This window comes from Serratia marcescens (assembly GCF_029846115.1).
GTDB lineage: Bacteria > Pseudomonadota > Gammaproteobacteria > Enterobacterales > Enterobacteriaceae > Serratia > Serratia marcescens_L.
Map to the genome: position 1 here is coordinate 680,314 of NZ_JARVZZ010000001.1, position 13,273 is coordinate 693,586.

General features: G+C 56.8%; 14 protein-coding genes. 10 read left to right on the forward strand and 4 right to left on the reverse strand.

Annotated elements, in window-relative coordinates; all coding sequences use genetic code 11:
• The first annotated feature begins 536 nt into the window (after window positions 1-536).
• Window positions 537-1,979, forward strand: coding sequence for a sugar porter family MFS transporter (locus tag QDT79_RS03170; RefSeq protein WP_149559750.1), 1,443 nt, complete (start codon window positions 537-539; stop codon window positions 1,977-1,979).
• 32 nt (window positions 1,980-2,011) lie between these two features.
• Window positions 2,012-2,848, forward strand: coding sequence for a TIM barrel protein (locus QDT79_RS03175; RefSeq protein ID WP_063991727.1), 837 nt, complete (start codon window positions 2,012-2,014; stop codon window positions 2,846-2,848).
• Window positions 2,849-2,884: 36 nt separating this feature from the next.
• Here the strand turns inward: QDT79_RS03175 and fetB are convergent, their stop codons facing one another.
• From fetB to QDT79_RS03195, 4 genes are all read right to left on the reverse strand, one after another.
• Window positions 2,885-3,658, reverse strand: a complete 774-nt coding sequence (fetB, locus tag QDT79_RS03180) for an iron efflux ABC transporter permease subunit FetB (RefSeq protein WP_033645324.1) — start codon at window positions 3,656-3,658, stop codon at window positions 2,885-2,887.
• The gene (fetA, locus tag QDT79_RS03185) at window positions 3,645-4,322 is read right to left on the reverse strand and encodes an iron efflux ABC transporter ATP-binding subunit FetA (RefSeq protein ID WP_308316197.1); all 678 of its coding nucleotides are present in this window, start codon (window positions 4,320-4,322) and stop codon (window positions 3,645-3,647) included. Before fetA ends, fetB begins: the two co-directional genes overlap by 14 nt.
• A gap of 190 nt (window positions 4,323-4,512) precedes the next feature.
• Window positions 4,513-4,800 (reverse strand): FaeA/PapI family transcriptional regulator, encoded by a 288-nt coding sequence (locus QDT79_RS03190; RefSeq protein WP_063991729.1) that lies wholly within the window; start codon window positions 4,798-4,800, stop codon window positions 4,513-4,515.
• A gap of 73 nt (window positions 4,801-4,873) precedes the next feature.
• Window positions 4,874-5,155 carry a hypothetical protein gene (locus QDT79_RS03195; protein WP_154806021.1) on the reverse strand — a complete coding sequence of 94 codons (282 nt, stop codon included), beginning with the start codon at window positions 5,153-5,155 and terminating at the stop codon, window positions 4,874-4,876.
• A gap of 751 nt (window positions 5,156-5,906) precedes the next feature.
• Here QDT79_RS03195 and QDT79_RS03200 point away from each other — a divergent pair.
• The 8 genes from QDT79_RS03200 (at window position 5,907) to QDT79_RS03235 (ending at window position 13,247) form a co-directional block, all read left to right on the forward strand.
• A complete protein-coding gene (locus QDT79_RS03200) occupies window positions 5,907-6,437 on the forward strand; it encodes a fimbrial protein (protein ID WP_063991730.1) in 531 nt (176 codons plus the stop codon).
• 88 nt (window positions 6,438-6,525) lie between these two features.
• Window positions 6,526-7,077, forward strand: a complete 552-nt coding sequence (locus QDT79_RS03205; RefSeq protein ID WP_060424946.1) for a fimbrial protein — start codon at window positions 6,526-6,528, stop codon at window positions 7,075-7,077.
• Between the two features lie 79 nt (window positions 7,078-7,156).
• Entirely contained in the window at window positions 7,157-9,658 is a 2,502-nt protein-coding gene (locus QDT79_RS03210; protein WP_308316198.1) for a fimbria/pilus outer membrane usher protein, read from the forward strand.
• A 30-nt stretch (window positions 9,659-9,688) separates the two neighbouring features.
• Entirely contained in the window at window positions 9,689-10,432 is a 744-nt protein-coding gene (locus tag QDT79_RS03215) for a fimbrial biogenesis chaperone (protein ID WP_063991732.1), read from the forward strand.
• 11 nt (window positions 10,433-10,443) lie between these two features.
• The gene (locus QDT79_RS03220) at window positions 10,444-11,055 is read left to right on the forward strand and encodes a fimbrial protein (protein ID WP_308316199.1); all 612 of its coding nucleotides are present in this window, start codon (window positions 10,444-10,446) and stop codon (window positions 11,053-11,055) included.
• Window positions 11,033-11,977, forward strand: coding sequence for a fimbrial protein (locus QDT79_RS03225; RefSeq protein ID WP_063991734.1), 945 nt, complete (start codon window positions 11,033-11,035; stop codon window positions 11,975-11,977). The genes QDT79_RS03220 and QDT79_RS03225 overlap by 23 nt, the downstream gene beginning before the upstream one ends.
• Window positions 11,978-11,985: 8 nt before the next feature.
• A complete protein-coding gene (locus QDT79_RS03230; protein ID WP_233221940.1) occupies window positions 11,986-12,516 on the forward strand; it encodes a fimbrial protein in 531 nt (176 codons plus the stop codon).
• Between the two features lie 107 nt (window positions 12,517-12,623).
• A complete protein-coding gene (locus tag QDT79_RS03235) occupies window positions 12,624-13,247 on the forward strand; it encodes a LuxR C-terminal-related transcriptional regulator (RefSeq protein ID WP_063991736.1) in 624 nt (207 codons plus the stop codon).
• Window positions 13,248-13,273 lie beyond the last annotated feature (26 nt).

Consider the following 13,273-nt stretch of genomic DNA (forward strand, 5'->3'; position numbering starts at 1 on the left):
CCGCTGTCGCCTGGCCACACGCCGGCGGCGCGGCGTTAATCGTCCCGCTCGCCAAACCCCGTCGGCAAGCCGGCTAAATCCTGACCGGATGCAGCAAACTCTATTTCATTGAAAAAAAAGTTTCAAATAAATTGTTTTGAAAAATTTGTTTTTAGTGCGTGAGGTCGCAATTTTGTAGTGTCGATCGGATTAGCACTTTCATTAGCGTGCCAGGGAAAGCGCAACGACGGCGGAGAAAACAAGGGTAGTACACACTGACTTTGCTACAGAAAGCCCGCGCCGCGCCAGCGCTGTCGTCGTTATCGCCCGCCCCCGTTCGCCCAAGGTGCCCGAATCGCTCGCGACGGTTTTTTTTGAACTGGATCTAAAAATCAATATTCCATTATTCACTAATTATGAAATAAATGTTCTTGTTTGTTCCAGCATTTATCGACGACATCGCCTTGATGACAGGCACGGTTCACACCCTTCCGCTCGCCCTCTTCCCGACACCCCAACCGTGCGGACGGAAGCCAGGATAAAAATCGGAGCAACACATGTCATATCAGCGTAAGCACAATACCGGCTACATATTGCGAATTTGCGGCATCGCCGCCCTGGGCGGCATTCTGTTCGGTTACGATACCGCCGTGATCTCCGGCGCGATCGAAGCGTTGAAAACCTATTTCAGTCTCAGCCCGGCCGAAACCGGTTGGGCAGTCTCCAACGTGGTGATCGGCTGCGTCGTCGGCGCCTTTGCCGCCGGGCCGCTGGCGGCGCGCTGGGGCCGTAAAAAGGCGCTGATGCTGGCGGCGCTGCTGTTCACCGTGTCCGCCGTCGGCGCAGCCTTGGCCCCGACTTTCACCTGGTTCGTCATCTACCGCATCATCGGCGGGCTGGCGGTCGGCATTGCCGCCACCGTGTCGCCGATGTACATGTCGGAAGTGTCGCCAAAGGACATGCGCGGGCGGGCACTCAGCATGCAGCAGTTCGCCATCGTGTTCGGCCAGATCGTGATTTTCTACGTCAACTTCAAAATCGCCAGCATCGCCAGCGAAGCCTGGCTGGTGGAAATGGGCTGGCGCTGGATGTTCGCCTCGGGCGTGATCCCCTGCATTCTGTTCTGCATCCTGGTGTTCGTCATTCCTGAATCGCCGCGCTGGAACGTGATGATGGGCCGTGACGATCAGGCGCTGGCGATGTTGACCAAGGTCTCGAACGCCGCCCACGCGCAGAATCTGCTGAAAGAAATCAAAGATTCGCTGCAGCAGGATCAACAGCAGCAGCACCGGAAGCTGAACTACGGCGATGCGCGGGTGCGTTTCATCCTGTTCGTCGGCTGCATGATCGCCATGCTGCAGCAGGTGACCGGCGTCAACGTAATGATGTACTACGCACCGGTGGTGCTGAAAACCGTCACCGAAAACGCGCAGGAAGCGCTGTTCCAGACCATCTGGATCGGCGTGCTGCAGCTGGTCGGTTCGGTCATCGGCGCCATGCTGATGGATCGCATGGGCCGCATTCCCTTGATGCGTTACGGCACGCTGGGCGCCATCGCCGGCCTGCTGCTCACCTCGTACGCGCTCTATACCCAGGCCACCGGCTATTTCGCGTTGTTCGGCATGCTGTTCTTCATGGTGTTTTATGCGCTGTCCTGGGGCGTCGGCGCCTGGGTGCTGGTGTCGGAAATCTTCCCGAACCGCATGCGCGCGCAGGGGATGAGCATCGCCGTCGGCTGCATGTGGGTCGCCAACTTCGCGGTGTCGCAGTCGTTCCCGATGATCAACGACCACCCTTACCTGTTCTCGCATTTCCACGGCGCCTTCCCGATGTGGATCTTTGCCGCCTGCTGCCTGTTCAGCTACTGGTTCATCGGCCGCTATATTCCGGAAACCAAAGGCGTTTCGCTGGAAAAGATGGAGCAGGTGGTGCTGGCCAAACGCCACCGCCACCCCCTGCCCGACGGCAAGCCGCTGCCGCTGGAAAACGGCAAATCCTGATCTCTCAACCCTGACCGCTGGAGTAATGCCTCATGACCATTGCGCTGGACCGCTTCTGCATTAACCGCAAGATCGCGCCGAATCTCGATCTGGACAGTTTTTTCCGCCTGGTGAAACGCTGCGGGCTCAGCAACGTTGAGCTGCGCAACGACATGCCCAGCGGCAAGGTAACCGACGATCTTAGCGACGCGCAGCTCAATGCGCTCGCTGCGCAATACGGCATCGAGATCGTCACGATCAACGCCCTCGGCATGTTCAATCTGATGGATAATCCGGCGGCGCTGCTGCAGCGCGCCGAAGCATTGCTGGCGCAGGCGCAGGCCATCCACAGCCGAGCGCTGGTGCTGTGCCCACACTGCAGCGCCGACGACATGCGCAGCGAGCAGCAAAAACGGGACGACACCCTCGCCGCGCTGCAGCTGCTGGCGCCGCTGTTTGCGCGCTATGGCGTGCAGGGATACGTCGAGCCTCTGGGCTTCGGCATCAGCTCGCTGCGATCGTCGCTGCTGACCCAGGCGCTCATCCGCGATTCGGGCGCACCGTACCGCATCGTGCTCGATACTTTCCACCACTACCTGAGCGGCGTGACGCAGGCCGACTTCGACGCGCAAATCCAGGTGGCGCAGATCGGCCTGGTGCATCTGTCCGGCGTGGAGGATGGGCGGGATAAAGGCGCGCTGAGCGACGAAGAACGCATCATGCTGAGCGAGGGCGATCGGCTGGAGAGCCGCCGCCAGGTACAGAACCTGGAACGCCTGGGCTATACCGGCGTCTATGCCTTCGAGCCTTTCTCTTCGCAGTTGGACGGCTGGAGCGAAGCGGATATCGAACGGGAAATCCGCCAGAGCATCGCCCTGCTGCAAGAGTGAAAAAAACGGCCTCCGCGGAGGCCGTTTTTCATGGCGTTACTTCAGGTTGCCGACCACCAGCTGGTGGCGCTCGTTGTAAAACTTACGGTAGGCCAAATAGCAGGCGATAATGGTCGACAGGCTGGCGGTGGAAAGCAGCATGAAGGTCACCATAATCTGGTATTTGATCGCTTTCACCGGGTCGATACCGGCGAAGATCAGCCCAGACATCATGCCCGGCAGGCTAACCAGCCCAACGGTTTTCGCCGAGTCCACGGTCGGAATCAGCGAAGCGCGGATGCTGTCGCGGATCAGCGCCGCCGAAGCGAACTTGGGCGTCGCCCCCAGGCTGAGCATCTCCTGAATCTTCTGCTGTTCGCTCTTGAAACGCTGGCCGAGGTTGGTGTAGCACAGCCCCACCGCCACCATGGCGTTACCGGCGATCATCCCGGAGATGGGGATCACCTGCATCGGCGTAAATTCGATGGAGCCGGTCAATACCAGCACCGCCAGCGTCAGCACCGCGCCGGTGGTGATGGCGATAAACGACGTCACGAACGCATGTTCGACGTACTTGCTGCGTTTCTTGGCGTTGTAGGCCGCGTTAAAACAGATGAACAGCACCATCAACACGGTGAGCACCGCGTTATCCAGGTCGAAAATATACTTCAGCACGTAGCCGACGATGATCAGCTGCACCACCGCGCGGCAGATACTCCAGATAATGTCCTTTTCCAGCGCCAGCTTTTCCCGGTGGCTGATCAGGATGGCGACCACCACCAGCACCATCGACAAGCCTAAGGATTCGTTGGTGATGTTATGCTGATTCATGCTGTTGCTCCTGTTGTTCGGCGCCGTGCGCGCGCAGGGTGATCACCTCATCCGCATGCGCTATCTCTTCGGTATCGTGCGTCACCCACAGCACCGCCAGCCGGTGCTCCGCTACCAGCTGATGAACGATTTCGTTGACGTTGCGCTTGTTTTCTTCGTCCAGCGCGCTGGTGATCTCATCGAGCAACAGCACCCGGGGCATAAACTGCAGGTTGCGGATCAGGGACACGCGCTGCTTCTCCCCGCCGGACAGCTCATTGATGCTTTTGGTCAGCATCACCTCCGGCAACCCAAAACGCGTCAGATCGGCCTGCATTTTTCGTTCATCCGGCGACTGTTGACGGATCTGGTAGGGCAGCGCCAGATTGTCGTAAACCGTATTGCCGAACAGCGCCGGCGTCTGGAAGCAGTAGGAAACCTGCTTGCGATACGCCTCCGGCGATATCTCGCCGATCGCCCGTCCGTCGAAATAGAGGTTCCCGCTCGTCGGATCCATTAAAGAGGAGATGATTTTCAGCAGCGTGCTTTTCCCGCAGCCGGAAGGCCCGGTGATCAGTTTGAACTCGCCTTCACCCAGCGTGAAAGAGACGGAGTCCAGGATCACCTGGTTGTCTATTTGATAATGAATATCATCCAATCTCAGTATGTCTTTCTTTTCCTTCATTACGATGCCGGCTCCCTACACCTGTTCCCGTCTGAGCGATAAGTATATGGCTGCAAAAAACATCTTAGCAACGCCTGCGCGGGTGACAGAGAGCGGAGAGGAGGATTGGCGGAGCAAAACGCCCCGCCAAATGATAAATTTAATTAATCATTAGCTGTAGGAATAGTCAAAAGCGACCGCCAGGGTCGAATCACTCTTTTTTTATCGCTGCCTGTTCGTCGCAGCTGTACCAGCGTAGAGAATTGTTGATGCTGCGGTGGGTGCAGTGAACCTTGCCCTCCTTTTCCAGCGCCAGCAGCAGGGTGCGGGTGGTATAAATGTTTTCACCGCATTTATCCGCCAGTTCACGCGTCTTCGGCCATTGCTCCGGCGGGGGATGATGGCCCCCGGCCCCTTCCACACGCTCCCTGCACAATCCTTGCAACACATCCAGCATCAGCGATTTTCTACTTTCAAACGTTTTCGGCACCTTGGCCATAGCATTCCTCCTGAGTGGTTACTGCTGAGCTCCCCGCTCATGGCTGCACGTCAGCGATGCGCAGGGGGATAAATCACGGCGGTGTCCGCGCAAACGGCGTTGTTCCGATAAAATAGACCTGGCGCTGTCGAACACCGCGAGAATGAATATTTATTAATGAATCCAACCTTTGCAGATAAAATGTCATGCATTGACCCTCGGATTTTTCACTAGGATTTTTCTGTGCAATTTTTTTCACGGTTATCATGGTACGAAGATGTTTAAACAATCCCATAACGAACCGCAAAGAAATAATTACCAACATCGTCAACGCATTCGCCTTACCTCTGCTAAAAGCATTAATCTCAGTAATCATTCCATTGATCATCCTTTCATTATCACTTAGGTCATTATTATATGATGAACATGGCATTTCCTGCCCTTTTCTGGTTAATCACAATGGGTTAAATAACATAAATGCGTCAAAAAAATAGCATCGGATAAGAATAATCTCCCCTCCATCATATTGTTATTTTTTTGTTAAAAACACGTCGTCACCCCAGGAATTGGCGTTGGAACGCCATACGGACAACTAATCACACAAAATTATATAAAACAAATGCTTATGTTTTTCATTTTGTTTCATAAAGAAAATTTTTCAATGACCGTCAAAGCGGAATATTAGCAAAGCGATATTGCGCATTGTAGGGCAACAGCTATTCCAGTCGATCTAATATCTCGCATAACCTTATTTATACAGTGATTTATTCTGGATAATATTTACATACGATCTATTGGTTTTTGATCTTATATTTAACTTTTTCCTTTTGGTTTTATATTCTGAATTTGACTTATTTTAATAAAATCTATTTCCAAGCAATGCTATTGTTTGCAAGAATATTCCCAGCAAAACGCCATGCCGACATTCGGTTTTTAAAATCAAATAAAACCGACTAAACATCACATAACCATTTCGTTATTGAAAACAAATAACGAAGGGTGTGCGTATTGCCCAAAGCAAAAGGATCTGGCTCCCATCGCAGCGCAGCTGACAAGGCGTTGCCGCTCTGCGGGGATTTAGGTGTGCTTTTCTTTTTATTTAAATACTCTCTACAGGAACCTGAGAAATGAAACTGAATAAATTAATGCTGGCGACCGTCATTGCTTTTTCCACCGCCTCCGTTGCACATGCGGCGCCTAACCAGGGCAGCGGCACCGTGACCTTTAGCGGTGAAATTATCGATGCGCCTTGCAGCATCACGCCGGACTCCGTCGATCAAACCGTCCCGATGGGCCAGATCAGCAGCCGCATCCTGGCCAAAGAAGGCAAATCCAGTGCCGAACCCTTCAGCATTGAGCTGAAAGACTGCGCGCTCAACACCATGAAAAACGTCAAGGTGACCTTCACCGGCACGCCGGATGCCGTCAACAGCAAACTGCTGGCGTTGAGCGGTTCCGCCAGCGGCGCGGGCATCGTGATTTACGACCAGTTGCACGCCAAGGACGTTGAGTTGGGCACCGCAACGGACGGCCAGGGCCTGAACGAAGGCAACAACGCCCTGAAATTCGCCGCATACCTGCAAGGCAACAGCGCTTCCGGCGCCGTCGTGCCGGGCAAGTTCACCAGCGTGGCGAACTTTACCCTGGCTTATCAGTAAGCCTCGTTGGGGATGCCGGCACGGGCATCCCCATGCTTAACGACGCCGGCTCCGGCAAAGGAACCGATCTCGACAGGGAGAAGCCAGCATGACCATCCATTGGCGAGGCGCATTGCTGATCGCGCTCAGCATCGGCAGCGCTAGCGCCACGGCGAAAACTCAGGGCCACGGCAAAGTCAGCCTGGGCGGCGAAATCGTCGAAACGCCATGCAACATCGCCGGTGACAGTCTGGATCAAACCGTTGATTTCGGGCTGGTTTCAATGAGCGACGCCGGGCGGGATGCCCAGCCGAGCCTCATCGGAAGCCGCCGCCACTTCGCCATCAGGCTGGTGAACTGCGAACTGGCCAGCCAGATAAAGCCCGATTTTATTTATCGCGCGGCCAACCTCACCTTCAGCGGCATCGCGGATAGCCAAGATCCGCAATGGCTCGCCGTCCAGGGCGAGGCGCGCGGCATGGCTATCGAGTTGCTGACCGACGCCGGTACCCCGATCCCGCTCGGCAGCACGACCGCAGATTATCTGATCGTCGCCGGCGACAACACGCTGCGCTTTGGCGCCCAGTTGCGCATTCACCCCGACAGGGCACGGGCGGGCGGTTTCAGCTCATTGGCCAAATTTACCCTGTCTTATCTGTAGCCGGTTTTCGTTAGGAACGCTGTACAGCATTACGTATTCAGGTCGTACGGGATGACCTGCTATTAGGCGCGGATTTGCCATGAGTGATCATTCTATGACGTCTTTACTGACAATAAAAAAAACGCCCATCATCGTCATTCTCTCTTTTCTCTGGGCAAAACCGGTCTTTTCCGCCACGGAATTCAATACCGACGTGTTGGATATCGGCGAACGCAGCAAAGTGGACTTATCCCGCTTTTCCGACGCCGGTTACGTCATGCCGGGCACCTATCTGCTGGATATCAAAATCAACCAGAAAACGCTGCCCCAGCGCAGCATTCAGTATTTCCCGTCGCCGGATGACAAGAGCGGCAGCCAGGTGTGCCTGCCGCCTGACCTGGTGGAAAAAATGGCGCTGAAAGAAGAAGTGGCCAAAAAAGTCACCCTGTGGCACGACAACCAGTGTGCCGACATTCGCGGCATCAAAGGCGCAACCATTTCCGACCGCATCAGCGGCGGCGTACTGGCGATCACCATTCCGCAGGCCTGGATGAAATATTCCGATCCCGACTGGACGCCGCCCGAGCAGTGGGACGATGGCATCCCCGGCATGCTGCTGGATTACAATCTCAGCGGCCAAATCGGCAAACAGCACCACGACAACGGAACCACCGAAAGCCTCAGCAGCTACGGTACGTTGGGCGCCAACCTGGGCGCCTGGCGCCTGCGCGCCGATTACCAGACCGACTTCAACCAACAATACGGCCGGCGCGACAGCAATTTCGACTGGAATCAGATCTACGCATACCGCGCGCTGCCGATGCAGGCCGCCAGGCTGACGCTGGGCGAAATCTACCTGAATTCGCCGGTGTTCGACGCCTACCGTTTTACCGGCCTCAACCTCGCCAGCGACGAACGCATGCTGCCGCCCAACCTGCAGGGTTACGCGCCTGAAGTACGCGGCATCGCCAAAAGCAATGCCCGGATCACCGTCTCTCAGGAAGGCCGCACGCTGTATCAAACCACAGTGCCCGCCGGGCCGTTCGCCATCCAGGATCTCAGCAGTTCGGTACGCGGCAAACTGGATGTGAAAGTGGAAGAACAAGACGGCAGCGTTTCCACTTTTCAGGTAGATACCGCCAGCATTCCTTATCTGACCCGCCCCGGCTACGTGCGCTATAACATGGCGCTGGGCAAGCCGTCTGCCTACGATCACCGCACGCAAGGGTCGGTGTTCTCTGCCGGCGATTTCTCCTGGGGGTTGAGCAACGCCTGGTCGCTATACGGCGGCGCACTGATCGGCGGCGATTACAACGCCTGGGCCCTCGGCCTGGGGCGTGACCTGAACCTGTTCGGCGCCCTGTCGGTGGACGCCACGCAGTCGATCGCGCGCCTGCCCAATGAACCCAGCGCCAAAGGCATGTCATTCAAGGTCAACTACGCCAAACGTTTCGACGAACTCAACGGCCAAATCACCTTTGCCGGCTACCGCTTTTCGCAGCGCAAATTTATGACCATGTCGCAGTACCTGCAGGCACGCTACGGCGACATTGACGATCGCTACAGCGGCCGACAAAAAGAGTTGTATACCGTCACCGCCAGCAAAACCTTTATGGCGGAGGACAGCGCTCAGGCGATCACCGCTTATCTGACCTACTCACACCAGACTTACTGGGACGCCGGTGCGCAAAATCGCTACGGCATGTCGACCAGCAAGCTGTTCGACTTCGGCGGGATCAGCAATATCACCGCCTCGTTGGCGGCCTATCGCACTCACTATCGGGGCCGCACCGACGATAGCGCGATGCTCAATTTCACCGTGCCTATCGGCGAGCACAACCGCCTGGGCTACGCGCTGCAGGTCAATAACCACGACGTGACCCAAACGGCGACCTACACCGACAACAGCGACATCAACAATACCTGGCAGGTCGGCAGCGGCGTCACCCAGTCCGGCAAACCGACGGCGAGCGGTTACTACACCCATAACGCGTCGTTCGGCACGCTCAACGCCAACGCGTCTTATCAGCAGGGCAGTTACTCCTCGATAGGCGGAACTTTCCGCGGCGGCCTGACCGCTACCCGGCACGGCGTCGCCGCGCACCAGAACGCCAGCAACGGCGGCAGCCGCATGATGCTGGATACCAACGGTGTCGCCGGCGTGCCGATCAACAACGGCCGCGCTTACAGCAACCGCTTCGGGTTGGCGGTGATCTCGGATATCACCAGCTACTACAACACCGATACGCGCATCGACGTCAACAAGCTGGCGGACGACGTTGAAGCCACACGCGCGGTGGTGCAGGGCACGCTGACTGAAGGCGCCATCGGTTATCGCCACTTCGAGGTGGTGAAAGGCAGCAAGCTGTTGGCCACCATCAAGCTGGCGGACGGCAGCGAACCGCCGTTCGGCGCCACGGTGCTGAGTGCGACCGGACGGGAGATCGCGGTGGTGAACGACGGCGGATCGGTGTATCTGACCGGCGTCCAACCGGAAGAACGGTTGGACGTCGCCTGGGAAGGCCGCCGTCAGTGCCGCATCGCCATCCCAGGCGCCGCCAAACCGCTGGACCGGCTGCTGTTGCCGTGCGCCAAACCGTAATCCGCAACACATTGAGAGTAGACGAATAACATGAACAAACATTCGATAGCAGTAACCGCGGGCAGCCTGGCGTTGATGACGCTGGTTTCGACGGCCGACGCGGCGATCGCGTTGGATCGCACGCGCGCCATCTATGTGAGCGACGCCAAATCGATCAGCCTTAACATAACCAATGAGAACAAAGAGTTGCCATTTCTTGCTCAGGCCTGGATCGAGAATGCGCAACATCAAAAGATCGTTTCGCCGCTGGTGGTATTGCCGCCGCTGCAACGGGTGGAAGCCGGGGAACGCAGCGTCGTGCGCATTACCAAAACGCCGGAAGCCGAGCTATTGCCGCAAGATCGCGAATCGGTGTTTTATTTCAATTTGCGCGAAATTCCGCCCAAAAGCAGCAAAGCCAACGTGATGCAGCTGGCGCTGCAAACGCAGATCAAACTGTTCTTCCGCCCGAAGGCCATCGTCGCCCCGCAGGGTGAGATATGGCAAGAGCAGCTGGTGTTCCACAAAACCGCCGACGGTTTCACCATCGAAAACCCGACGCCGTTCCACATCACGCTGACCGGCATCGCCCGTCAGACGCAGAAACAAGGCGGTGGCGCGATCGGCGATTTTCAGCCGGTGATGCTGTCCCCCAAATCCAGCGAAAAAGTGCGTTTGCGCGACAATGGGTTCGACGCCTTCGTCGTCACCTATATCAATGATTTCGGCGGCCACCCCGAGTTGCGCTTCACCTGCAGCGTTAACCTCTGCACCGCCGCAACCGGGAAAAAATAAGGAGATACGGCATGGCTGACTTCACCGGCCGCCTGCGGCCTCTGCTGATCGGCGCCTTGCTGCTCGGCAACGCCGCCGCAATGGCCTCTCCGCCGGGAGAGGTTCAGGGCACCAGCGGCACCGTCGGTTTTCAGGGCGCTCTGCTGAGCTCTCCCTGCAGCCTGGCGCCGGATAGCCGCGATCAGTCAGTCGATCTCGGTGAGATCGGCACGATCGCCTTCCGGCATGTCGGCGATCAAAGCGCGCCGGTACGTTTTCGTCTCGCCTTTAACCATTGCCTGCTGGGCGCCAGGGCGCTGGCAGACAATCCGGCCGGGATGCGCAATGGCGATGCCGGCCTGCTCTACCTGCGGGGGGAGCAGGCCGCCACGCTGGTGTTCCTCGGTGAAAGCGATCCCGACAATCCGCAGTTGCTGAAGCTGCACGGCGGCGTACAAGGCGTTGGCCTGCGGCTGAAAGATCAACGGGGCCGCGCATTGTCCCTCAACCAACCCGGCGCCCCCTATGTCTTGCAGCCCGGCGGCAATACGTTGTGGTTCAGCGCTCAGTTGGAATCAACCCGTCAGTTCATCGAAGCAAACCAATTCAAAGGAGTGGTGCATGTCCAGTTGGTCTATTTATAAACGCCTGGCGTTGCTGGGTTGCCTGGCGACGCCATTCGGCGCTCAGGCGCTGGAATGCCACCTGAATACCGAGAACGGCATTACCGAAGAGAGTGAGGATATCGGCCGGTTGACAATACCGGCCACCTTACCGGTCGGCAGCCGGCTTTGGACCTCTAAACCGATGAGCCGCGACGTTATGTGCTGGGCGCACTCCAGCAAACCCAAAGGGGAATGGGTTTATTTCTATCCCAATCCGGACAGCCGGCAATTCGCCGCCGGCATCTCCATGGGGGTGATTTATAACGGCCAGGATCTTGGCCTGATCAATTCCCGGGTACAAACCGATATGTTTCGTACCCCCAAGCAACGGGAGCTCGGTCACGTCAATTACCAGGTTTATTTGCAAAAAACCGGAGAAATCATCGCGGGAGGCGCCAGCCAGATCGCCGTTTTTCAGCTCGATGGCGTAGGCGGCATCAACGTCCACCCAGGGAAAAATTACCGTTTCACCCTAACCGGGCTGGATAAAATCAAGGTCATCCAGTGCGCCGCTTCGGTGGAACTTTCAACCCCGGAAGGCGTTGATTTCGGTGAAATCCCCACCTGGAAACCCAATGCGGGCACCGTAGCGAGCAAGGATTTCAGCATCTTGATCCGTAAAAACGGCTGCAGCGACAGCTTCGCGCTGGACGCCAATTTCATGGTGAAAAACGGCACGCTGACCGACGCTACCGGCTTGAATATGGACAATGGTTCAACCTTGCGCATCCACGATAATTCCAACCCCAAATGGATTAAATACAATCAGTTCGACAGCTTCGCCGACATGAATGGTCGCGATCAGGTGCAAAAATCCTACAGCGCCTCATTGCAGGCCACCGGGGAAGGACAGGAAGGCAATTTCCGTAAGACCGTAATCTTGCTGATTAATTATATTTAAGGGGGGTGATGATGAATAACTATCGGACAATCACCCTTCTGTGCAGCATCGGTTTTCTATTTTCCTCCGCAGTCGCGGCGGAAAATAAGGAAATAGACTTTTTCGGCTCCGTGGTAAGCAGGCCCTGCAATATCGACCCGCAGTCTCTTCACCAGACCGTCGAGATGGATACGGTGTTGATCAAAACGTTGTACCGCTACGGCCACACCAACCCCGTGTCATTTTCCATTCGCTTAACCGACTGTAAAACCGCCGTTTTCAAATCGGTCACCGCCACCTTTACCGGCACTGAAGATGCCGAACTGCCGGGCAAACTGGCGATCAACAATGGCGCCAACGGCGCCGCCATCGCGCTGTTCGACGGTGCGGGCAAAGCGATTGAGCTGGGTACGCCGGCTGATGCGGTGACATTGCAAGACGGACCCAATGCCCTGAGGTTCAGCGCCTATGTCCAGGCCCGGCCGAGCGCGATTAAAGATAAAACCCTTACCGAAGGCGCATTCAGTTCAGTCGCCAATTTTGTGCTGGCGTACCAATAAGCTCGCACTACCCCAGGGAAATCAGGAAAACGCCGGCGCCCCTTGCCGGCGATGGGTCGTTACCGTTCGCCACGGCCCGGTACGACGACCTTTTAAAGGAGCCCTCCATGCCAGATATTCGCTTCACGCTGTTCGACAGCGATAACTTCTACCGGCAGGGGTTGCACCTGCTGCTGCAGGATTATCTGCACTCCCTGAACGAATGCCACCGCCTGTACCCTCAGTTCGCGCCGTTGGCGCTGCAGACGCTGGATAACATCGAAATCGTGTTCCGCACGCCGGAAGAACGTTGGGGTTGCGCCTGCTGCTACCAGAGCCCCTACGGCATCCCGCTCCAGCGGCAGCTGACCCTGCTGATCCTCGACGATGCGACCCAACAACAGGTGAAAAACCTGCCGCAGCTGTTCAGTATCCATCGCCGCGATTCGGCTTACGCCATCCGCCTCAAGCTGCAGATGGCGCTGGAAAAATTCATCCAGCATCCGTGGATGGCGCTGCATGCCGCCGGCGTGTGGAAATGCCAGGCTTGCCGCATCGCTGCACTCAGCCACTGCGAAAAAAAGGTGTTGGGGTTGATGAGCAGCGGCATGTCCGCCTGCCGCATCGCCGGCCTGCTGCAGCGCAGCCAGAAAACCATCAGCGCCCATAAGCGCTCGGCAATGCGCAAGCTGAACGTGCGGAAAAACAGCGAGTTGAATAAGGTGCTGCTGAATCAGCGGGGGCTTGGCTGAGCGACAACAGGCTCGCGAGTGACACC